Genomic DNA, 22538 nt, shown 5'->3' with positions numbered 1-22538 from the left:
CTTGGTTCCAGTCTAGCGGAACCAGACCGAGAAGAGCAAGGCCGCGAGCAGCAGCACCGCCTCCAATCCCTCATTCATCGCGCCATAGATATCGCCTGTGAGACCGCCCAGCTTTCGATGGACGGCTCTTGCGAAAGGCCAGCCGACGAGGAAAACGATCAACAAGGCGGCCGCCGAGAGGACGAAGGCTGTCAACAGGATGGCCAAGGCCGAAGTGGACTCGCCGGGACTGAGGACGATGGCGTAGAGGGCGGTCAGAAGCAGGGTGGTCATGCCAGCGCTGAGCGCTGACCCAGCAGCCTGACGAAGGCCTACTTCACGGAAGAGGGAGCCGAGGCCGCTCTCCTTGCGGGCATAAGGCCAGCCGGCCATGCCGATCACCATCCACCAGCGGCTCCATACCGGGATGACGGCGAGCAGCAAGAAGGCGGAGGCTCCTCCTTGTGCGGAAGGCGCAAAGAGGGCCAAGGCGCCGCCGGTCAAGGAGAGGCTGCCCCCCGCCATTCCCTGCTGTCCGGTTAGCCCGGCAAGATGGACAGGGGAGAGCAGGCTGGTGAGGAAGGAGGCTTTGGCAAGGAGAAGGAGGACGGCCGCCATGACGCCCATCGCCCCGACGCGGCTGTCCTTCATGATCTCCAGCATCTTGTCCGGGCTGCGGTGGCTGAGAAGGCCGTCGGCGGTATCCATCCATCCGTCCAGGTGGAATCCGCCGGAGAGGGCCACCCACAGGATCAGGGTCAGGACAGCGGCAGGTCCGACAGGTAGAATCATTCCTGCCCCGTAAGCGAAGGCAGAAAGGATGATGCCGATTACACCGCCAACGAACGGATAAAAGACTACACTTCGGCGGAAGAGGGCCGGCGTGTAGTCCAATTGGATCGGCATCGGGATGCGAGTCAGAAACTGCAAGGCGCAGATTGCCGCTTGCAGGGTGGGCTTCCCCGTTCTTCGGAGCATGGAGCATCCCCTTTCGACAGGATGGTAAGTAGCCTTACAGGTCTTCTAATGGAAACTCCAGGCGTTTCAAATCGACCGGAATTCCGGCTGTCACGAGAAACGCGCGGTCACTCTGGCGAGCAACCCGCTGATTGAGCATTCCGGCGTAATCCCGAAACAAACGTCCGAGCGGGTACTCCGGAACGATGCCGTCGCCTACTTCATTGGAGACGGCGATGATCGGAAGCGGGCAGGCCGCAAGCGCGGTGCCAAGCTCCTCGATTACATCCAGAAGCTCGGCGACTCGTCCCTCCTGCTCCAGCTTCAACAGCCAATTGGTCAGCCAGAGGGTGAGGCAGTCGATGAGGATCACTCCCGGCGCGGGGAATTCCGGGGCGGCGAAGGCAGCCGGGTGCCGCAACAGCTCGGACAGAACGAGCGGTTCTTCCCGCACCGTCCAGGCGAAACCCGAGGACGCCCGCCGCTCTTGGTGCAAGCGAGCGCGTTCCTCCATCTCGCTGTCGTAGAGCTGAGCGGTTGCTACGTAGAGGCCGGAGGAAGCCAGTCGGGATGCACAGGCCTCTGCAAAGCGGCTCTTGCCGCTGCGCGCACCGCCAGTGATGAAGAGAAGCACAGTTATTCCCCCTTGCGCTCGGAGACGCCTGCGCTGTCAAAGGTCGCCATCTCGCGGATGATCCGAGCCGACGCATCCACCAGATGGAAGGCCAATACCGCGCCGGTCCCTTCCCCGAGGCGCATGTGCAGGTCGAGCAGCGGCGAGAGGCCGAGCTCCGCGAGGAGCAGGGCATGCCCGTGCTCGCGCGAGACGTGCGAAGCGACGAGAGAGCCGTGCACGGCCGGGCAGAGGCGAACGGCGGCAAGCGCGGCGGCGGACGAAATGAAGCCGTCGATGACGACGAGGCAGCGATGCGCCGCCGCGCCGAGGATGACGCCGACCAGCCCGGCCAGCTCTAAGCCGCCGACGGCGGCAAGCACGCCGAGCGGATCGCTCGCCGCCGGCGCGTGCAGCTTGAGCGCCGCTTCCACCACGCGGCGCTTGTTCACGAGCATGGCATCGTCGATGCCCGTGCCGCGGCCGACCGCGTCCATGGCGCTGACTCCGGTCAGCGCCATGAAGACAGCGGCGCTCGGCGTCGTGTTGCCGATGCCCATCTCTCCGGTGGCGAACACGCGAACGCCTTCGGCGGCTTTCTTCGCCACCAGCTCGTATCCCGCGCGGATGGCCGCTTCCGCTTCCTCGCGGGTCATGGCCTGAACGCGTGCGATATTGCCCGCTCCGCGGCGCACCTTGCGCGCGATCAGGTCGGGGTGCGACAGCTCGGCATCGACGCCTACGTCGACGCAGAGCACCTCCGCCCCCGCCTGCCGGGCAAGGACGTTCACCGCCGCTCCTCCGGCGAGGAAGTTCAGGACCATCTGCTGCGTAACTTCCGATGGGTAAGCGCTGACGCCTTCCTGCGTTACGCCGTGATCCCCGGCCATCACGATGACCGCCTTGCTGGACAAATCCGGCAGCAGCTCACCGGTGACACCGGCCGCTTGCCACACGAGATTCTCCAGCTTGCCGAGGCTTCCCTCAGGTTTGGTCAGCCGATTCAACCGATGCTTGGCCTGCTCGATCGCTTCCGCATCGAGCGGCATAACCTTGTCGCACATTTCCTGAAGAGTAATCATCCGTCATCTCTCCCCTGTTGGCTATCGCTTTCATGGTGTTGAACTTGCATGCCGGGAGCTCAGCAAAAGCTGCGGCACCCCGCTAACCGGATGCGGAAGCACAAGCGGCCTCGTCCCGTAAACCCGCTCAATGCGGTCGGCCTCCAGAAGCTCCTGCGGGGTTCCTTCCCCCTCGGCGATTCCTTGATTCAAGAGCAGCAGGCGGTCACAATACTGCGCGGCCAGATTTAAATCGTGAAGCACCGCGACTACCGTGAGCGGCTGGGCGGAGGCGCTCTGCCACTCGCGAATGTAATCCATCAGCTCCACCTGATGACCGATATCGAGAAAGGTTGTCGGTTCATCCAGAAGCAGAATGCGCGGCTCCTGCAGCATCGTCTTGCCCAGGGCCACCCGCTGGCGCTCGCCCCCACTTAACGCATCGATCTCCCGATCCGCCAGCTCGTGAAGGGCGAGCCGCTCCATGACCTGTTCCAAGAGCGGAGTCGGGTCGTTCTCCTCCGTCCCGAACCAGCCCTGGTACGGATAGCGGCCCATGAGCAGCACCTCCCGAACGGTAAAGCCCGGGGCGTCTACCCCCTCCTGGGGAAGAGCAGCCAGCTTTCTCGCCAGCTCTTTGCGAGGATAGTCCGTCGCTTCCCTGCCTTCAATCTGAACGGAGCCCGAATCAGGCGCAAGCACCCCGGACAAGAGACGCAGCAGGGTGGACTTGCCGCCGCCATTCGGGCCGATGATGCCGTAGAAGCAACCGGCTTCCACGGTCAAGCTTACCTGGCGGAGCACCGGCTTCTCCCCCAATCGGAGGGATAGGTCCTTGCCTGCGATCATGCGTTCATCCCCCCGAAGCCCTTTTTCGTTTCAACAGCAAGTAGGCAAAAAACGGTGTGCCGAGCAAAGCCGTCACCACGCCGAGCGGAATCTCCTGATTGGCCAGGGCAAGGCGGGCCGCCGTGTCGGCCCACAGCACATAGCTCGCTCCTGCGAGTGCCGTGACCGGAATGAGGAGTCGGTTGTCAGGCCCTGCCAGAAGACGGATCAAATGCGGCACAACCAATCCGACGAAACCGATCGTTCCGGCAACCGAGACCGCTCCAGCTGTCAACAGCGTGCTTGCCCCCAGAACGATGAGCTTCGTCCGATGGACGTTCGCCCCCATATGCGCTGCGTGCCGTTCGCCCATCGCAAACAGATTGAGCTGGCGGCTGTAGCCGACCAGAACAACCAGCACAACCAAAAGGAGCGGCGCTAGCAGCCGGGAGTATTCCCAGCCCCGCAGGGCTACACTTCCCATTAACCAAAAGACGATTTCATTGATGACTCCTCGCGACATCGAGACCATCAGGGAGACAAACGCTCCGAAAAAAGCTTGGACGATCACGCCTGCCAAAATAAGCGTTTCCATGCTCTTGCGCGTGCTGCGTCCCGCGAGGGTGTACACCAATAGAAGAGTAAGAAGTCCCATAACAAACGCAGAGGCCGGGATACTCCACATGCCGAATGCAAGCCTCATCCCCGACAGAATGGCGAAGGCCGCCCCCGCGGATGCACCGGATGCTACCCCCAGAGTGTACGGATCGGCCAGCGGATTGCGGAGCACCGCCTGAAAGCCCGCTCCGGCAACCGCCAGCGAGGCTCCGACGAGCATGGCGAGGATTACCCGCGGAAGGCGCACATCCGTCACGATCACCGCATAAGCCGGATCGGGTTCTCCCGCGAGATGCGGTCCAATCCCGGGGATGCGATGGAGAAGAATCCCCCACACCTCCCCGAGCGGAACGCGCGCGGACCCAATGGACAAGCAGATGATCATGGATACGACGAGGAGAAGGCCGAAGCCTCCTCCATAGATCCATGCTTTTCGCATCTTACTTTACCCGGTCTGGATGCACGGCTTTGGCGATCTCCACCAAGCCGTCCGTCAGACGAGGGCCAACCCGGGATACCAGGTCCGATTGAATCGGGAACAGCTGCTTGTTCTTCACCGCATCGAGCGAAGAGAAGCCCGGCCGCTTCAAGATGGCATCATAGATGGTATTGCCTGTATAGTCGTCTGTTCCGTACAGGATGACATCCGGCTTCGATTGAAGGATCGATTCCGCATTGATTTCAAACCAGCCGCTCTTGTCACCGGCCACGTTGGTTCCGCCCGCCAAAGTTAGCAGCTCGTCCAAAAATTCGCCCTTGCCGACCGTCCAGCCTTCGCTGAATTCGAGGTACACCTTTTTCGCCGGTGCGCCCTTGACGGCTTCGATCACTTGGTCACGATCTGCCTTCATCTTGGCCGTTACTGTGTTAGCACCTGCTACATCATTCACCAGTTGCCCCACCTTGTCGATGTGCTCGATGACTTGATCCAGCGTCTTCGGATCATCCGCATAAACCGGTACGTTCAGCTCGCGCAGCTTGTTGATCACGTCGATCTGCAGGCCGCTGTGCGCGATCACCAGGTCCGGCTTCAGCGCCAGCACCGCTTCGAGGTTCGTGTTCAAGTCGCCGACCTTGGTCTTGTCCGCAGCTTCCGCCGGATAATTGCTGTATTGGTCAACGCCTACAACCCGCTCGCCTGCCCCTACGGCGAAGACGGTTTCCGTCTCACTTGGCGCGAGCGTCACGATTCGTTTCGGTTCTTCCTTCAGCGTCAGCTCAGTTCCCGTCGAATCCTTGATCGTGAACGGATAGACCGTTGCCGCATCCGTCGAGGTGGTCGGCGCAGTCGTGGCCGAAGGTGCGGTCGTAGCCGCCGCACTTGCGCTAGGTACGGAGCTTGTAGTAGGCGATGAGCTTGCCTCGGTCGAATCCTTCGCTCCGCATCCGCTCAAGCTGACAGCAAGTGCCAAGGCAAGACCTGCCGTCCCCAGCCATGTCCAGCCCTTCTTCTTGACCCCTACGTTCCCCTGCTCGGTGTTCTTCATCGGCTTTCCTCTTTTCCTTGCAAATGTAAGGCCAATCCGCGACCCGGGCTCCCGACTAGTCAAGCCAGAACAAAAAAACCTCTGCTCGTAAGCGAACAGAGGTCAGCATACCGCATCATAACATACGTTACTCGCCGGTAAAGCTGCATCCTTTTTCGCGAAGGAGTTCGTCAGCTTTGTCGGCCAGGCAGGTCTCCTGACTCCCGGATCCAGCACCCTCCCCGCCTTCCCGTTCCTCTTCGGACAGTGGCTTCATGGGGACGACATCCCGGCTTACAGTGGCGCGACCGTGCCGGATTTGCACCGGCTTCCCTTTTCACCCATCTTTTTCATAGAGATGGACACCTGGCGACTCTATAGTGGATTTCCGTTCAGCAGAAAGCTCTCCGTCCCAAAGTATAGGGGATGCGCTCTGCTTTGACAAGCCGCCAGCAAAAATGGCAGGCTGTCAAAAGCCCCGTACAGCTCTCACCCAGTGACCGCATCAGCCAGCAAAAACGACGGGAAAACCGCCGATCAGCCCGGCTCCTCATCGGAGGAGAGAGTGAATTGCAATTCGGCGGGGGGAAGCCCGGCAAGAGACGCCTGGAGCCTCATCGAACCCGGAATCGTTCCTGCCTGCACGACGACTAAGCATCTCCCCCCTCGAACGGCTCGCTTACAGCCCCGATAAGGCTCGTCGCTCGTCAAGTCGCCATTGTCCACCCCAATGATCTCTCCCCCGGACAGGGTAAACGTGACTTCCTTCTCCTCCAACGGCACTCGAATCCCAGCCGCGTCAACCAACTCAGCGGTGACGTGAGCGATAGCTGCGCCGTTTGCCGGAAGCGTTAACCGGTCGGCCGATAGGCGTACCCGAACCGATTCTCCTGCTGTTTCGAGCTCGTGCTCGCATTCTATGCGGTCGCCGGTTCGGCCAATGGCCTTCACGGTCCCCGGCCCATACGGAAGATGCCAAACGATCATTCGATCGGGATAATCCGCAAGGCGGCGGGTTCCGTACGATTCCCCGTTCACCACAAGCTCCACCGTTTCACAGTTGGTGAAGGTGATCAGCCGAATGAGGCGGCCCGTATAATCCGGGTGATTCCAGTGCTCGACCATCTCCGGCGCTTGCCAATGCATGGTCCAGGAGGGGGTATGCCGCGGCTTGCCATTCTCAGCAAGCACCGCGATGCGCACCATCTTCCGCTCCGCCCACAGGCTTTCCTGGAGATAGGATAAGGACTTGCGAAAGCCGCATGTATCGATCAAGCCGGAGGACCATCCCTTTGACGGGTAGACGGATTCTCCCAAGTAGTCGATCCCGGCCCACACGAACTGGCCGATCACATAGTCATGCTTTTCGACATCGAACCACGGGTTTAGCGGCAGGTAGCCCTTCACCCGGTTTCCTTGTCCTCGATAATACGGGAAGGTCTCGGTACCGAGAAGGAGCGTACTTGGCATCGCCTCCCGGTAAGCTTCATACCATTGTTCCTGATAGTTGAGGCCAAGGATGTCCATCTCCGCGGCCAGTCCGCGAGTATGCTCGACTTTGCCCTCGATGGAGCCGTCTCGCAAGTGGATGGGGGTATTGTGAGGCTCCAACGCACAGGTGACGGGTCGCGTCGGATCCAGCTTGCGGCAAAACGCGACCAACTGCCGCAGGATTGCCAGCATGGACGGCTGCCCTTGCTTTTCCACCTCGTTGCCCACGCTCCAGAGGATGACCGACGGATGGTTGCGATCCCGAAGGAGCAGGCTCTCCAGGTCTCTCTCCCACCACTCCTCGAATAGATGCTCGTAATAGAGTGATTTCCATTTGTCGAAGGCTTCATTGATCACGAGGAAGCCCATCCGGTCGCACCAATCCAGCAGTTCAGGCGCCATCGGGTTATGGGCAAACCGAATCGCGTTCACTCCCATTTCCTTGAGTGTGATGAGCCGGCGCTCCATCGCCTCATCCCGGTAAGCAGCACCCAGGCAGCCGAGGTCATGATGGAGACAGACCCCCTTGAGCTTGGTTGGGACGCCATTGAGGAAGAAGCCTTTCTCGTGATCGAAGCAAATATCCCGTATGCCAAATGAAGTCTCAGCCTCATCTCGCACGCTTCCTTCCCATTCGATCCGCGTCCTGGCCTTATAGAGGGAGGGCGATTCGATGGACCACAAGCGAGGATGATCCACCTTTCCCTCCTGCTCAAGCTCTACGGTTTCTCCCTGTTGGACAAGAACCACCGATTCAAGCGTGTCACGAAGTTCCCCTGCTGGATCGATCAGCTCGGTCACAACCCGGCACTCGGCAGCCCGCTCCCCTTGATTACGTAAGGTAATGCGAGCATGGACTTCCGCCGCTACCTTGGTTATTCGAGGGGTGGTGATGAAGGTTCCCCACTCCGCCACATGCAGCGGATTGACGGCAACCCATTGAACCTTACGGTAGATGCCCGAACCGGAATACCAGCGGTCTGCCGGCATCGGCGTGTTGTCGACTTTTACGGCCAGCACGTTCTCTCCATCCTGCAAATAAGGCGTCAGCTCATAGCAAAAGCTCACGTATCCGTAAGGGTGCTTCCCTACGAAGCACCCGTTAACCCATACCTCGCTGTTGTGATGAACACCGTCAAATTGGAGATAAATTCGCTTCCCCCGATCTTCCGTCGGCACCTCAAAATGCTTTCGGTACCAGCCTACCGTCCAGCGAGGCAGGCTTGCCTGAAAGCCTCCACCCGGCATATACGGGTCGAAGGCCTGCTCGATGCTCCAGTCGTGCGGAACACTCAGCTCCCTCCAACCGTCATCCGGGAAGCCGGGCTTTTCGGCGCCTGCATAGTTGCCGAGTGCGAACCTCCACTCCCGATTCCAGAGCCTCACGCTTCTCCCTGTCATTCTGGTTCCCCCTCTTACAGAATCCGAAAGACTGGCGAATCCGCTAAATAATGAACCGGAAGGCCGGGGAGCCTGACAGCCATTTGATCTGCAAGAAGCCGCATGCCCGGGCTCTCACTCTCGGCATGACCGAGCAGGATGAGTCCTTTGTTCAAGCCCAGGCGGACGGCATCCCGCGCATACTCCGGGGCTTCCCACTCCGGCCCTTCTCCGGCGATAATCAGGTCGACGTTCGCCTGCTCCCACAACGGGATCGTCTGAGCCCCGCTCCCGCGATACCCCACCAACAGACCGACCCTGCGGCAGCGAAGCGAGGAAGGCCCCGCAGCTCGGAGATAAGACAGCCCCAGCTTCCGCTTCACTTGATCGGACACTTCTATAAGTGTCCAATCGGGCAGCTCCACGATTGCGTAAGTGGCCTGTCTTTCAAGGACAGCATACTCCCACTCCAGCTCTCGAAGGAGCCCTTCCATGATCAGATCCGGGAACTGACGGTGAACGCGGTCATGCAGGCGAACGATGCCCATCCCATTTTCCTCTATCCACCGGGCCTTCTCCTTAGCCGGGAGGCTCGTTCTCCCCCATTCCTCTCCCTCATGATGGCTGTAATAGAGGCCTTCATGGGTGATCAGGAGGTTCACACCAAGCTGAGCGGCCTGATGGAGAACCGACATAGACGCGACGAAGGCGGTCGCGATTGCCGTGACCCGTGTCTCGTGCCGGCCACACAGGAGGCGATCCACAGCCCCCTCCGGATGCTCGCCGATGATTTGCGGCAGCAGGTCTCCGATCGAATAAGAGTTTGGCTTGTTCAACGTCCTATGTCCTCCCCACTCAAGCGCATCGAACATTCATCGGTTCCATTGTAGAAGAAACCGATCCCATGAATAACCCCATAATCTATAGGAGTTGGTTAAGGAATTTCATCCTTCGCCTTCCCGCATAGAAACGAAAACGGCTCCCTCGAATGAAGGAGCCGCCGTGTGCGATCGCCGTTTCGTCCTATGCCCGATGTTCCGGCTTGCGAATGCGTTCATTGCACTTGATATATTCATTGATCTTGATATCCAATTCGTTGCTCGCTTCCACGACATGCGGCGAGGTTAAAGACTGCTCCTGCTCAAAGAGTACTTCCATCCGGAGCCGCAGGCGATGAATCTCCTCCTCCAGGAAGGAGAGCGACAGGGAGGTTGAGGCTGCTTGCTGGGACGTGTGGGAGTGCCGCGAACCGCGTTCTCGCAATAGGAATCCTCTCGACGCAACCGCGCTATGGCTGTACAACATTCAATCCCCTCCTTTGTCCTCTTCACAGAAAGGAAAACCTCAATCGTCATCCTTTGACGCCAAATGTCCCCCGATAAGGGAGTGAAGAAGCCCCTACCTTCGGCCTATCCCGCACAATTTGCCAGACCAAGAAGATTCATCCGAAATATAGCAAAAAATGAAAGAAGCTTCCTTTCATCTTTACTACTAATATAGCATTATTTGCAAAAAAATCAAACTTATTAAATCTCTTTTAGCCGACGGACAAATTGGCTGATCCGGTCCAGAGCCTCATTCAGCTGGGTGACGGAAGTCGCATAGGAGCAGCGGATGTGCCCCTCTCCTCCGAGACCGAATACATTGCCGGGAACGGCGGCGACCCGTGCCTCCGCTACCAGCCGTTGAGCGAATTCTTCCGAGGTTAGTCCCGTGGAAGCTATGCTCGGGAAAGCATAGAACGCGCCTTGCGGCTCATGGCAATCGAGGCCGATATCGCGGAAGCCCTTGACGATCAGGCGGCGGCGCTGGTTGTACGACTCCATCATCCGGTCCTTCTCTTCCATGCCGTTCTGAAGAGCTTCCAGGGCGGCGACCTGTCCCATGACGGGAGCGCACATGACCGTATACTGGTGGATCTTCAGCATGGCCGCAATCAGATCGGGATGCCCGCACACATAGCCCATGCGCCAGCCCGTCATGGCAAACGCTTTGGAGAAGCCGCTGACGACGAGCGTCCGGTCCTTCATGCCCGGGAGAGAGGCGAAGCTTACGTGCTTCTGACCGTATGTCAGCTCGGCGTAGATTTCGTCGGAGATGACGATCAAGTCATGCTCTTCCACCAGCTTGGCAATCGGAAGGAAATCCTCGTACGTCATAATCCCGCCGGTCGGGTTGCTTGGATAGCAGAGCACCAGCAGTTTCGACTGCGGGGTAATCTTGGCTTTGAGCGCTTCCGCGGTCAGCTTGAAGTTATCCTTCGCTGTGGTTTCGATGCCGACCACAACGCCGCCCGACAAGGTCGTGATCGGGCTGTAGGAGATATAACAGGGCTCGGGAATCAGGATCTCGTCCCCCGGGCTGATGAGCGCCCGAAGGGCAAGGTCGATCGCCTCGCTGCCCCCGATGGTCACGATAACTTCCTTGACCGGATCATACGTGATCCGGAAGTTCTCATGCAGGTACCGGACGATCTCTTCCCGCAGCTCGAGCAATCCGGAGTTCGGCGTATATTTGGTATACCCTCGCTCCAAGGAGACGACGGCCGCATCGCGCACATGCCAGGGAGTGGCAAAGTCCGGCTCGCCGACGCCGAGCGAGATGATATCCTTGCTGCCGCTCACCAGATCAAAGAATTTGCGGATACCGGAGGGAGGAATATCGCGCACCGTTGGTGTTAAATAGTTCTTCATCGACTTCGACGACTGGCTTGTGGATTCCATACCGTGATGCCTCCCCTCACGGCGAGATCATCATCCGCCGGTCTTCTTCCCGGTCTTCGAAGATGATGCCGTCATGCTTGTATTTTTTCAAGATGAAATGCGTTTTCGTAGAAAGGACCCGATCGATCGGCGAAAGCCGGTTCGAAACGAACGAAGCCACTTCCTGCAAGGTACGGCCCTGCACCTCGACCAGAAGGTCGTATGCACCGGACATGAGAAAGACGGAATTCACTTCGGGATAGAGGTAAATGCGTTCGGCGATGGCATCAAAGCCGCGGCCGCGCTCCGGGGTAATCTGTACTTCGATCAAGGCGGTTACCGACTCGTTGACCTTGGCCCAGTTGATCACCGCTGCATATTTGACGATAACATGCTCCGCTTCGAGTTCCGCAATCGCCGCTTCCACGTCCTCCCGGCTCGCACCGAGCATGGTGGCTACGGTCTCCGCGTCCGTTCTGGCATCTTCCTTGAGAAGATCCAGGATTCTGAGTTTCAGTTCTACCATAAGAATGACCTCCTGACGTAGAATGACGCCGCCTGAACGACGCATCTCCTTTCCTTTTGAAAGGACATTAGGTACACTATACAACGAATCCGAGGCTCTGGAAAGGAGCTTCTTGATGCCCTTTTACAATTCTCGTCCGAAGATGTTCATGCTCATATAGCGTTCCCCGGTATCCGGCGCCACACACAAAACCCGCTTGCCGGGCCCGAGACGCTTGGCCGTCTCTAGAGCTGCCCAGACGGTTGCGCCGGAAGACGGTCCCACCAAAAGCCCTTCTCGTGCAGCGAGAAGGCTGGTGATCCGAAGCGCATCCTCATCCTTCACGCGCATGATCTGGTCGTAGACGGTGGTGTTGAGCACCGGCGGGATGAACCCCGGGCTTGTTCCTACCAGCAGGTGAGGCCCCGGATGCCCTCCGGAAAGAACCGGCGAGCCTGCGGGCTCCACCACGATGATCTCCAGGTTCGGCAGCTTCTCCTTCAGCACCTCGCCTGTTCCCGTGATCGTCCCGCCGGTTCCCGACGAGGCGACGAAGGCATCCAAAATTCCGTCCGTCTGCTCCATAATTTCCAAAGCTGTCGTAGTCCGGTGAACATCGGGGTTCGCTTTGTTCTCAAACTGTTGGGGGATGAAGCTTCCCGGAATCTGCTCGTTCAGTCCCACAGCCTTGCGTATGGCTCCCTGCATCCGTTCTCTGGCCGGCGTGAGCACCACTTCCGCCCCATAGGCCTTGAGCAGATTGATGCGCTCCTTGGTCATGTTATCGGGCATGACGATGATGACCTTGTAGCCCTTAGCGGCACCCGCCATCGCCAATCCGATGCCGGTGTTCCCGCTTGTCGGTTCGATGATGGTGTCGCGGCTCTTGAGCTTGCCTTCCTTTTCCGCCTGTTCGATCAGATTGTAGGCTGCCCGATCCTTCACGCTTCCGCTCGGATTAAACGATTCCAGCTTGACGAGCACCTCGGCCATTCCTTCCTCGACAACCCGATTCAGCCGCAAAACCGGGGTTTGCCCGATCAAGTCGGTCACCCGGTTCACCATGGTCCGCTTTTCCATTCCAATCTCTCCTCGCTGTTTCCTTGGTATTTGACTTCGGTTTTATTCGTACAAAAAGAGTCCGGCTTGTCCGGAGCGTGTCGCCCTACCATGGGTTTGAAGACACGCTCTAACTCCAGCGGACTCTTGGTTCCTTACTTGCTTAATGTTCCCTTCATGCGAATCCTTCCAGGCTCGGCCAAATAGGTCTCCGTCTTGAAGCAGGACGGGCACACATACAGGTCCATCTCCAGAATGTCCGGCAGGAACGGCTCCGGCAGCAACTCAGACGACGCAGGGTCAAATCCATGGCCTGCCATACGAACCTGGCCTCCCCGCAGCATCAGTTCGCCGCAGGTTGGACATTCCGGTGCTTCGAGCTGTGTATCGAGGAGGGCCTGAACCTTTTCTTGGTAGGGATCAAGTTCTTCTTCCTCTTCATAATCGGAATAGTCGATATCGGAATCGGCTTCCTCCCCGGAATCCTCATCGTCCGCTTCATGATCATGCGGTTGATCGTGGCCGTGAATGGAGACGCTGCGGTAATCCCCCAGCTCATTCAGACAGTGAGGACAGACCTCCTCCGGTCCGATCTCGGGATCCCAGACGATCTCGGTCTGGCACCAGGGACATACCTGGGTTTCTTGCTCGTTCATGTTGCTCCTCCTTACGAATGGTGGTCCATTTCCCCATGATAGACTTCCTGCACCTGAAAATGCAAGCGAGGCGGACACCCGACTGGATTAGGCAACACTTGCCCCGATGACGTAAGAAATGGAAATCGAGATCACCATGGAGATAAGGCCCACCGCCTTGTTGCCATTCCTGATCTCCTCGTCGATCTTAAAATAAGGAGTAAGCAGCTCGAACAGGAAGTAAGCCACGAGCAGGAGAAGAAAGCCGAAGCTGGCCCAGACGACGGATTCCAGAATGGTATCGTTGTTCAAGATGGCAAAACGGAACAGATTGCAAATCCCGAAGATTTTGCCGCTTGTCGCCATCGCAACAGCCAGATTCCCCTTCTTGATCTCATCCCAGTCGTTGTACTTGGTGATCAGGTTGAATACGAACATGAACAGAACGAGCGCTACCACCGCCACGGAAAAGAAAGCGAGCGTGTTGAGATAGATGTTGTTCATCATAAAGTCCACCTCTTGATTCAAAATGAAGTCGCCTCCAAACACCGCAAGAGACTGAAGATTCGGCTCTTCAGTCTCTTGCTTGATCTTTTGTGCGATGCAAAGGATTGTGCCTGCTTACCTGATGCCTTACGGCTGTTGCTTCGAAGCAATCTTCGCTTTCAGCGCGGCCAGCTCATCCTCGACTCCGTCATTCTGGTCGAGCTGCGAGAGCTCGTCATCCAGGCTGCGGTTCTTGTCACGAAGCTCGCCTGCAGCTTGAGCTTCCGCTTCCAGCTGAGCGACCTTGTCGCTCATCCGGTCGAAGCCGCGGGCCGCGTTGTCGGTCCCGAAGCCGGACATCACCTGATTGATCGATTTTTGAGCCTTGGCTGCTTCCGCACGAGCGATCAGCAGGTCCTTCTTGTTCTTCATCTTGTTGAATTCGTCTTTCATCTCTTCGAGCTGCTTGCGCAGACGATCCGCGTTTTCCTTGGCGATGTCGTATTGGCCCTTCAGCTCGTCGTAGCGGGCTTGGTGCTCCTTCTTGTCTTGAAGAGCGCGACGGGCAAGGTCTTCATTGCCTTGCTCCAACGCTTTTTCCGCTTGCTGCTGGCGCTTGTTGACCAAGTCCAGCGATTCTTCCGATTGCTGCTTGAATTTCTTTTCCACGGCGATCTGCTTGGCAACCGCAGCCTCTGCTTCCAGAATGTCCTGCTCCATGTCGCGCAGGAATTGGTTCAGCATCTTCACCGGGTCTTCTGCTTTGTCCAGCAAGTCATTGATCGAAGCCGCCGTCAGGTCGCGAAGCCGTTTGAAAATTCCCATGTAAATCAATTCCTCCCATGATCTATTGTAGTGTGATGTGGTTTTCTTCTTTCCTTGTTGCTTACAAGACATATCTACGGGGGATCGATGCCTGGGGTTTCAACATGTTTCTGCCGAGTGGCAAAAAAAATCATTATTTCAGTTCCACAACCGTTACGCCGATTCCACCTTCGTTATAAGCCCCCACGCGGAAGCTCTTCACATGCTTGTGACGGCGCAGGTAATCCTGGATACCAATCCGAAGGGCGCCTGTTCCCTTCCCATGAATGAGATAAACCTGTGGAAAGTTCGCGAGGAAGGATTCGTCCAGGAAGCGATCGACATCGATGATGGAGTCCTCGATGTTCTTCCCGCGCAAATCCAGCTCCAGACGGGCGTTCTCATCCCGTGTTCGCTTGATGCTGGAGGTTGCCTGCTGAACGTGCTTCTGCTTGGCAGGGGCTGCTTTGATCAGCTCCAGCTCGGCAAGCGCCACCTTCATCTTGAGAATCCCGAGCTGAACGGTTGCTTCCTCAGCGCCGACGTCCACTACGGTTCCCTTCTGCCCGAACTTCGCGACCATCACTTCGTCGCCCGGCTCGATGGCACGAACCTTCTTTGCAGGGACAGCCGCGCGCTTCGGCGCAAGCTCCGGCACCGCTTCGTCCAAGCGGCGGCGAGCATCAATGAGCTCATGCTCCTTGACCTTGGCTCCCTCCATGGCCAGTTTGCGAAGCTCCGCAATAACCTCTTCCGCTTCACGTCGCGCCTTAGTCACCGCTGCTGCCGCGTCCTGCTCCGCTTTCACAAGCAGCTTGCCGCGCTCTTCCTCGAAGCGGCGGCGCTCCTCTTCCAGCTTCCGCTTCGTCTCTTCGACCTCGCGGCGCAGGCTCTCCGCACTTACCCGCTCGGCCTCGGCGGTGAGGCGGTTTTCCTCCAGCGTGGCGATCATTGATTCTACTCGTTGGTCTTCCTCGGCCACCTGCCCGCGGGCATGATCGATGATCCGCTTCGGCAGGCCGAGCCGCTCGGCGATGGCGAACGCATTGCTTCGGCCGGGTACGCCGACAAGCAAACGGTACGTCGGACTCAAGGTCTGAACGTCAAATTCCATGCTGGCGTTGATGACCCCATTCTTGTCGTAGGCATACGCCTTCAGCTCGCTGTAGTGCGTCGTTGCCACGAGGCGGCAGCCCATGGAATGAATGTAGTCGAGGATCGAGATGGCGAGCGCCGAGCCTTCGGCCGGGTCGGTTCCCGCCCCCACCTCATCCAGAAGCACGAGGCTCTTCGGCGTCATTCCGCGCAAGATGGAGATGATATTGGTCATATGGCTGGAGAAGGTACTGAGGTTCTGCTCGATGCTCTGCTCATCGCCGATGTCGGCGTAGATGCCGTCGAACACACAGAGTTGGCTGTCGTCCTCGGCGGGAACAAACAAGCCGGACATCGCCATCAAGCTGAGAAGCCCGACCGTCTTGAGCGACACCGTCTTCCCGCCTGTGTTGGGGCCGGTTACGATGATGGACGAGTAATGGTTGCCGATCTCCAGCTCAAGCGGAACAACGACATCTTTGGCCAGGAGCGGATGCCGCCCCTTCTTGATCTTCAAGAAGCCCCGGTCATTCATGATCGGCAGCGTCGCCTTCATTCCGCGGGCCAGCACAGCCTTCGCAAAGATGAAGTCAAGCTCGGCCAGGATCGCCAGATTGGCCGAAAGCACCTCAGCCTCCTGGGCAACGAGCGTGGTCAGCATGATGAGAATCTTCTCGACCTCGCGCTCTTCCTTCATCCGCAGCTCACGAAGCCGGTTGTTCATCTGAACGACCGCTTCGGGCTCGATGTACATGGTTGCGCCCGATGCGGACAGGTCGTGAACGATTCCGCCGAAGTGGCTGCGGTATTCCGCTTTCACGGGAATCACATAACGGTCTCCGCGGATCGTGACCAGATTATCCTGCAGCATCTTCTGCACGGAGGGGGTGCGAATCATTTGATCGAGCCGTTCCCGCACGCGCGCTTCTCCGGTTCGGAGCTCCTGACGGACCCGAGCCAGCTCCTGGCTTGCAGAATCCATGACGAAGGCTCCTTCGTCAATGCATTGGAGGATGCGTTCCTCGGTGCTCCGATCCTCGCTGATCAGACTCGCCAGATCCACCAGGAGCGGAATCGGATGGTCTTCCGCAGCCAGCTCCAGAAAACGCCGGAGCCTCCGCCCGCCTTGGCTCGTCGTGGCGATATCCAGCAGCTCGGTCGGGTTCAACGTGCCGCCGAGTTCAGCCCGGCGAATAGGCGCACGGACGTCGCGTATGCCGCCGAAGGGCACCCCGCCCTTCAAACGGTCGATCGCAGAGGCTTCATCCGTTGCCTGCAGCCGCTTTTTCACTTGTTCGAGGTCGCTCACGGGCAAAAGCTCTTCCGCCTTCGCTTTCCCGAGGCTGGTGGATGCCTTCGCGGTTAATTGTTCAACGATTTTATGAAATTCCAACGTGGATAAAATTTTACCTTCGATTGTGCCTGTCACTGGATCCTTCTCCCATCTTTTCACACAGCATTTCGCCTCTATTATATCCAATGAGGCAGGGAGAAGCTATTCCACGGGTTTTCTATAACGGAAAATTCCACCCGCGCTTCTCCATCATGAGTTGCTTTCTCCGGGGAACTCTAATGAAGGTTGGCGGATCAATTTGGATTAATGCGGGCTGACCAACTACTTGAATTTTAGGAAGGAGGTGCATGCCATGCGCGCTTGGGGAGTCGTTCTGCGGTTTCTCGCGGCTGCCATCGTGCTAATGATTACAGCTTGGCTCGTGCCCGGCTTCCGAATCGGCAGCTTTACGAGCGCCCTCCTGCTTGCCCTGGTCATTGCCGGGTTGGGCTGGCTTACCGAACGGCTGTTTCACCGAGAAGTAACTCCCTTCAGCCGGGGAACTGTCGGATTTCTGCTCAGTGCCGCTGTCCTCTACCTGGCCTCGCTGGTTGTACCGGGCAGCCGCATTACGTTGCTCGGTTCGTTGGTGGCCTCACTCGTGATCGGCATTTTCGACCTGTTCGTGCCTACGCCGGGAACGGGAAACCCGCGAACGCACAAAGGCATTCATTGATTCACCTCCTCTGAAATCCCCAGATTACCCACAATGTAACAAAATGTTCAAGACCAAGGGCAGCAGCGGTTCACAAAATCCTTTACAATGAACGAAATTCGCCTATTCCCGTAGTCCAAACGTTCATGTAAAAGGAGTTTATGTCCATGCTGCCTTTGCCTTCTTCTTTGCGAGAATCGTTATGGTTTCATCTGAAGAGCTTGCCCATGAATACCTTGTTCGCCCAAGCGGTCGTGGAGCACAAAGCGCCGGGCGCCATTTACGTGGACGATGACGCTCAACCTGCTGCTTACTTCATCGTTCACCCGTACCGAATGTCTCTGTTGACCGGGGAACCGCGTCGCGAGGCGTTTGTGAGAGAGGTGAACCGCTACATAACGAATGATGCGAACCAGCGAACCCAAGCGGAATGGCTCCAGATCGATACTCCCGTATGGAGAGAAGTCCTTCCGGCCCTCGGCTCCGCCGGTCCAGTGGAGGAACACGTCCGCCTCAATTTTCAGTTCCAGCCAGACCTCTATTGGCGTTCGAGACAGGCTCAGCAAGTTGCCGCACCGGAAGCGTCTGTGAAAATCCGACCGCTTGCCCGGGAAGAAGCACTCCGTTTTCAAGGCGCTGTCATCCCGCGAGCATTCTGGCGCCCTACGGGTGAGCCGCGGATCGAGACCCTTGGGGCATCCCATGTCTCCCCGGATCCCGAGACCGCTTATGGAGTCATCGTAGACGGGCAGCTCGCGTCCGTCGCCTTTGTCGCCTATCGGAGTGAAACTGAGCTGGAGATTGGCATTGAGACGGCCCCCGGCTTCCAGGGGAGAGGCTTCGCCTACGAGGCCTCCGCTGCCCTTGTCGAGAACATCCTGGCTCAAGGATTTCAACCCGTATGGGGATGCCGGGAAGGAAATGTCGGATCGCTCAAGCTGGCAACGAAGCTTGGGTTTGAGCCTGTCCGCAGACTCCCGTATTTCCATTTGCCTCTCTAAAAAACCTGCCGATTGCGAATGCGCAATGAGATCAAAAAAAGAGCGATTCCTGCCCAGGTGATTGGGATAGGAGTCGCTCTTTTCAATTAGATTGAGGCGTGGCAGGCAACTTACCGCTTCTCCCATTCGTTCACGGTGCCGTCCGAGCAGCCGATGATTATGCGATGGGCCATATCGAGGAAGAGGCCGTTATCGACCACCCCCACCATGCGATTGATCGCCTCGTGCAGCTCGTAAGGCTTCTCGATCTGCCCGAGTCGGCAATCTGCCGTATAGTTGCCGTTGTCGGTCACAAAGGGAGTGTCCTCATGCATCCGAAGCTCCGGGTTGCACCCGAGTGCATCCAGCTGCCGAAGGGTCCGTTCACTTCCAAAGGGGACGATTTCGACCGGCAGCGGAAAACGTCCGAGCTGATCCACCAGTTTCTCGTCATCCACGATGATGATTAGCTCCTTGGTTGCACTCGCCACGATCTTCTCGCGCAGGAGTGCACCGCCGCCGCCCTTAATCACCTGCAACTGCGTGTCGACTTCATCCGCGCCGTCGATGGTGATGTCAATGCGATCCACATCCTTGAAGGTAACCAGCGGGATACCCAGCCGACGGGCATGGGCTTCAGACGGTTTGGAGGTGGCGATCGCCTGAATGGACAAGCCTTCCTTGACCAAGCGTCCAATCTCCCGTATCGCCCAATATGCCGTTGATCCCGTACCAAGGCCGACAATCATTCCGTCTTTGAGGTAGCCGGCAGCTTTTTCGGCCGCCAGTCGTTTTCTGTCCGTTCCCATCACCCTCCGTTACTTGGAATCGAGGCTGCCCGTTCGCTTGGGAACCTGGTCCATGATGAAATCGACCGCTTGCGACCCGGCCATTTTCTCTCGAAAGCGATCTCCCGGCAACACGGACAAGGCGTAGATGACCAAACTGGTCAGGACCGCCGCTTCCAGAAGAGCCAGCAGACCTCCGCCAAATCGGTTTAAGCCGTTCAGGCCGGGAGCCTTTGCAATAAAATTGAGCAGGTAGCCGACCAGAGTCAAGGCGAGCTTCACCGCCAGCACGATCAGAATGAAGGTAAGCGCCCGCAAAAGCGGCTGCTCCAAGCCGAGCCCGCCGAGCTTCTCTTCATAATGACCGATTCGTCCCGCCAGCTCTGCCGGAAGGAGGTCATCCAGAATCGGCAGGAAAACCGGCGTAAGCCGATAGGCAGCATACCAGGCGATAAGGAGACTGGCCAGCGAGAGCAACTGGGTGATCAGGCCTCGCTTCCACCCGAAGACGAAGGCGACCAACAAGAGAATGACAATCCCCGCATCAATGCCATTCATTCATTAAGCTTTCCCTGGCTCTTCTGATGTTTCTTCCATAACCAGCTCAATCCATTCATTGTATTCCTTCTTGAGCAGCTCATATTCCCGCTCAAGCGCCTGGTATTTGGCAGACAGCTCTTGATCGGCAGAGTCGTTCCCCTCTGTCAGCTGTTGCTCCTGACGCAAGGCATCCGCCAGCTCCGCCAAACGGGTTTCCGTTTCGTGCTGCAGGAGAGCATAAGCTCCCGCTTGCTCTCGAAGCTGCTCGTCCCGTTCCGTCAGCTGCTCGTTTGCAACGAGAAGAGACTGCTGCAGCGCCTGACGTTCTTCCTCTTCCCGCTTGGTTTTCTCCGCGGTCTGGTTCAGTTCCCGGCGCAAGGCAAGAAGAGCGTACTCCAACTGATCCTTGTCCTCGCTCCAGCGCATGCGCTCCTTCTCCAGCCGTTCGGCTGCCTCCTGCCGCTCCTTGTCCCGGGCAGCTTCCAGCTCGCGAGCCTTCGCCTGCTCTTCCTCCAGGAGCTGCAGAGCCTCCGCTACCTGCTCGTCAGCTTCTCGTGCCTTGTCGACAAGACTGGCCGAAGCGGCTTCCTCGGCAGCAAGGCGAGCCGCAAGCAGGGCCTCCCGCTCTGCGGTCAACCGGCTAATCTCTGCGTCCTTGTCCGTCAAGAGACGGGCTGTCTCCTCCTCTTTCTCCATCAGCAGGAGAGTAAGCGTCTCCTCCTTCTCGGAGAAGAGGCGAGCGGCCTCTGCCTCTTTGGCGGTAACTTGACGAGCGAATGCTTCGTCCTTCTCGGCCAGCCGGCGGGCAAACTCCTCCTCTTGCTTGGCGAGGAGCTGCTCGACCTCGGCATCCTTGTCGGAGAGCAGACGAGCCAGCTTCTCCTCCTTATCGGCGAGAAGCTGGGTCAGCTCCGTCTCCTTCTCCGCAAGGAGTTGCGCCGTCTGAGCTTCCTTTTCCGCTAGGAGCCGGGTTGTTCGAGCTTCCTTCTCGGTAAGGAGTTTAGCTGTCTCGGCATCCTTATCCGCAAGCCGTTTCGCTGTTTCCGCTTCCTTCTCTGCGAGTTGACGGCGGTTGTCCTCCTCCAGCTCGTGGAAGAGCAGGTCGCTCTCCTCTTCCTTGCGGCTCTTCCAAACAGCGAACTCTTCGGCTTGCCGATCTTGCCCCAACTGCGCTTGCTCCTCCGCCTTCGCAAGGCGGGCTTCCGCAGCGCTCGCTAGCTCGGTGCGAAGACGCTCCAGCTCTTCGGCAAGGAATACGTCCTTGCGCTCGAGTTCCTCTTCATGCTGCTCCCTCAGAAGCTGCGCTTCCTCGCGATGAGCAGCTTCCAACTGGCCGAGCTCCTCCTGCAGTTTCTGTTCAGCGGAATGAAGCCGCTCTCTCCAGCTTCCTAGTTCGGCCTCGTGAGCCTCGCGCAGCTCGCTAAGCTGAGTGCGCTTCTCCTCCTCCAGCGCCTGGAGGCGTTCGGCATGCGCCTTCTGCAGCTCCAGAAGCTCCTGAGAGCGGGTCTCCTGCAGTTTGGCGAGCTCTTGGGCGTGACGATCTGCAGCCTCGCCCGCTTCCCGTTCGCCTTCCTCCAAATAAGAGGTCAGCTCTTCGCCATGAGCTTCTCTCAGCCCGGCCAGCTCGGCCGCGTGGGCTTCCTTCATCTTGGTCAGCTCTGCACCATGGGCTTCTTCGCGCTCGTGGAGCGCCTTCGCATGGGTCGAGCGAGCGGTCTCCAATTGCTCGCGACCGCGTCGCTCCGAGGCCTCCAGCTCCTTAAGCCGCAAAGCAGCCTGATCCAGCTCTTTGCGAAGCTGAGCAAGCTGGGCATCTTGCGCGCCGGTCTTCTCCTGCAGGGTCTTGCGCTCCTGCATGAGCGAGTTTCGGACATTCTCGTATTCCTTGATGCGCTCCGACGCCTTCGCAAGCTCTCGGGACAGCTCCGCTTCCTTGGCCGCGAGGGCATCCCGCTCCTTCGAGAAATCGGCGCTTACGGTCGCAAGCTCTTCTTCGCGCGAAGCGAGCGCCCGTGCGGTTTCCTCAACCGCACGCGCGTGCTCGTCATGCCGCCCTTGGAGATCGGCAAGACGTTCGTTCAGCTCCTGCTCCCGCTTGGCACTTACCTCCAAGTTCTCGCGCGAACCGTCTCGCTCCTGGGTCAAGCGTTCGCGCTCGCTGAGCCAGGCTTCCTCTTGCTTGCGGTACTCCTGGAGCGAGAGCTGCTGGGCATTCGTCGTCTCCCGCAGCTTCTCCGCCTCTTCGGCAACCGCGCGAAGGGCCTGCTCGCTCGCCGAGAGCCGTTCCCACTCTTCCGCCAGCTCATCGAGCCGGTCGCGGACGCGCATCAGCTCATCCGCCATATTCACCGCAGCCAGCACGGCAATCTTCGTGGTGTCGTACCGCTCATTGGAACCGGCGATGTTGTGCATCTGCTCGTTCACTTGAGCGGCCAGCCGCTTCATATAAGCGGGACTGGAGCTGCCCTTCAGCTTGTAGGGCGTTCCGTATATGTCAACCGTGAGTCGCGTTTTGTCATCCTGGGCCATGGAAAGACCTCCTCTCGCGTTCGTTTACCTATTC

At 58.3% G+C, this 22538-nt stretch carries 21 protein-coding genes and 1 riboswitch; of the genes, 2 read left to right on the top strand and 19 right to left on the bottom strand.

Annotated elements, in window-relative coordinates; genetic code table 11:
- Positions 1-12: 12 nt before the first annotated feature.
- The 16 genes from AAFN83_RS00220 to AAFN83_RS00145 form a co-directional block, all read right to left on the bottom strand.
- Positions 13-957, bottom strand: a complete 945-nt coding sequence (locus AAFN83_RS00220; protein ID WP_347766305.1) for an adenosylcobinamide-GDP ribazoletransferase — start codon at positions 955-957, stop codon at positions 13-15.
- A gap of 34 nt (positions 958-991) precedes the next feature.
- Positions 992-1570, bottom strand: coding sequence for a bifunctional adenosylcobinamide kinase/adenosylcobinamide-phosphate guanylyltransferase (gene cobU / locus AAFN83_RS00215; RefSeq protein ID WP_347766304.1), 579 nt, complete (start codon positions 1568-1570; stop codon positions 992-994).
- A gap of 2 nt (positions 1571-1572) precedes the next feature.
- Positions 1573-2631 carry a nicotinate-nucleotide--dimethylbenzimidazole phosphoribosyltransferase gene (cobT, locus tag AAFN83_RS00210; RefSeq protein WP_347766303.1) on the bottom strand — a complete coding sequence of 353 codons (1059 nt, stop codon included), beginning with the start codon at positions 2629-2631 and terminating at the stop codon, positions 1573-1575.
- Between the two features lie 30 nt (positions 2632-2661).
- A complete protein-coding gene (locus AAFN83_RS00205; protein WP_347766302.1) occupies positions 2662-3459 on the bottom strand; it encodes an ABC transporter ATP-binding protein in 798 nt (265 codons plus the stop codon).
- Between the two features lie 4 nt (positions 3460-3463).
- Complete coding sequence (locus AAFN83_RS00200) at positions 3464-4495, bottom strand: FecCD family ABC transporter permease (RefSeq protein WP_347766301.1); 1032 nt, start codon at positions 4493-4495, stop codon at positions 3464-3466.
- 1 nt (position 4496) lies between these two features.
- A complete protein-coding gene (locus tag AAFN83_RS00195) occupies positions 4497-5543 on the bottom strand; it encodes an ABC transporter substrate-binding protein (RefSeq protein WP_347766300.1) in 1047 nt (348 codons plus the stop codon).
- A 169-nt stretch (positions 5544-5712) separates the two neighbouring features.
- Positions 5713-5906, bottom strand: a riboswitch (cobalamin riboswitch).
- Positions 5907-6059: 153 nt separating this feature from the next.
- A complete protein-coding gene (locus AAFN83_RS00190; protein ID WP_347766299.1) occupies positions 6060-8414 on the bottom strand; it encodes a glycoside hydrolase family 2 TIM barrel-domain containing protein in 2355 nt (784 codons plus the stop codon).
- 14 nt (positions 8415-8428) lie between these two features.
- Positions 8429-9229 (bottom strand): Nif3-like dinuclear metal center hexameric protein, encoded by an 801-nt coding sequence (locus AAFN83_RS00185; protein WP_347766298.1) that lies wholly within the window; start codon positions 9227-9229, stop codon positions 8429-8431.
- A 187-nt stretch (positions 9230-9416) separates the two neighbouring features.
- Positions 9417-9698 (bottom strand): aspartyl-phosphate phosphatase Spo0E family protein, encoded by a 282-nt coding sequence (locus AAFN83_RS00180; protein WP_347766297.1) that lies wholly within the window; start codon positions 9696-9698, stop codon positions 9417-9419.
- A gap of 221 nt (positions 9699-9919) precedes the next feature.
- Positions 9920-11116: an aminotransferase class I/II-fold pyridoxal phosphate-dependent enzyme gene (locus AAFN83_RS00175; RefSeq protein ID WP_347766296.1), complete on the bottom strand. Its 1197-nt coding sequence runs from the start codon at positions 11114-11116 to the stop codon at positions 9920-9922.
- 16 nt (positions 11117-11132) lie between these two features.
- Positions 11133-11621 carry an Lrp/AsnC family transcriptional regulator gene (locus AAFN83_RS00170; protein WP_347766295.1) on the bottom strand — a complete coding sequence of 163 codons (489 nt, stop codon included), beginning with the start codon at positions 11619-11621 and terminating at the stop codon, positions 11133-11135.
- Positions 11622-11744: 123 nt separating this feature from the next.
- Complete coding sequence (cysK, locus tag AAFN83_RS00165) at positions 11745-12680, bottom strand: cysteine synthase A (protein WP_347766294.1); 936 nt, start codon at positions 12678-12680, stop codon at positions 11745-11747.
- A 134-nt stretch (positions 12681-12814) separates the two neighbouring features.
- A complete protein-coding gene (locus tag AAFN83_RS00160; protein WP_347766293.1) occupies positions 12815-13315 on the bottom strand; it encodes a hypothetical protein in 501 nt (166 codons plus the stop codon).
- Between the two features lie 87 nt (positions 13316-13402).
- Positions 13403-13798 (bottom strand): DUF350 domain-containing protein, encoded by a 396-nt coding sequence (locus AAFN83_RS00155; protein ID WP_481810458.1) that lies wholly within the window; start codon positions 13796-13798, stop codon positions 13403-13405.
- A 129-nt stretch (positions 13799-13927) separates the two neighbouring features.
- Positions 13928-14605, bottom strand: coding sequence for a PspA/IM30 family protein (locus AAFN83_RS00150; protein ID WP_347766291.1), 678 nt, complete (start codon positions 14603-14605; stop codon positions 13928-13930).
- Positions 14606-14738: 133 nt separating this feature from the next.
- Positions 14739-17096, bottom strand: a complete 2358-nt coding sequence (locus tag AAFN83_RS00145; RefSeq protein ID WP_347767336.1) for an endonuclease MutS2 — start codon at positions 17094-17096, stop codon at positions 14739-14741.
- A 229-nt stretch (positions 17097-17325) separates the two neighbouring features.
- Here AAFN83_RS00145 and AAFN83_RS00140 point away from each other — a divergent pair, with 229 nt between their 5' ends.
- Together AAFN83_RS00140 and AAFN83_RS00135 are read left to right on the top strand one after the other, a co-directional pair.
- The gene (locus AAFN83_RS00140; RefSeq protein WP_347766290.1) at positions 17326-17688 is read left to right on the top strand and encodes a phage holin family protein; all 363 of its coding nucleotides are present in this window, start codon (positions 17326-17328) and stop codon (positions 17686-17688) included.
- 146 nt (positions 17689-17834) lie between these two features.
- The gene (locus AAFN83_RS00135) at positions 17835-18668 is read left to right on the top strand and encodes a GNAT family N-acetyltransferase (protein ID WP_347766289.1); all 834 of its coding nucleotides are present in this window, start codon (positions 17835-17837) and stop codon (positions 18666-18668) included.
- 110 nt (positions 18669-18778) lie between these two features.
- Here the strand turns inward: AAFN83_RS00135 and rpiA are convergent, their stop codons facing one another.
- Genes rpiA through zapA form a run of 3 tightly spaced genes read right to left on the bottom strand, consistent with a single transcriptional unit; the run spans position 18779 to position 22504 of the window.
- Positions 18779-19456 (bottom strand): ribose-5-phosphate isomerase RpiA, encoded by a 678-nt coding sequence (gene rpiA / locus AAFN83_RS00130; protein ID WP_347766288.1) that lies wholly within the window; start codon positions 19454-19456, stop codon positions 18779-18781.
- Between the two features lie 9 nt (positions 19457-19465).
- Positions 19466-19993, bottom strand: a complete 528-nt coding sequence (locus tag AAFN83_RS00125) for a CvpA family protein (RefSeq protein ID WP_347766287.1) — start codon at positions 19991-19993, stop codon at positions 19466-19468.
- Positions 19994-19996: 3 nt separating this feature from the next.
- A complete protein-coding gene (gene zapA / locus AAFN83_RS00120) occupies positions 19997-22504 on the bottom strand; it encodes a cell division protein ZapA (RefSeq protein WP_347766286.1) in 2508 nt (835 codons plus the stop codon).
- Positions 22505-22538 lie beyond the last annotated feature (34 nt).

The organism is Gorillibacterium sp. CAU 1737 (genome assembly GCF_039888655.1).
Taxonomy (GTDB): domain Bacteria; phylum Bacillota; class Bacilli; order Paenibacillales; family NBRC-103111; genus Gorillibacterium.
The sequence above is the reverse complement of the archived record's forward strand: the minus strand, read 5'-3'. Positions and strand labels throughout refer to the sequence as shown.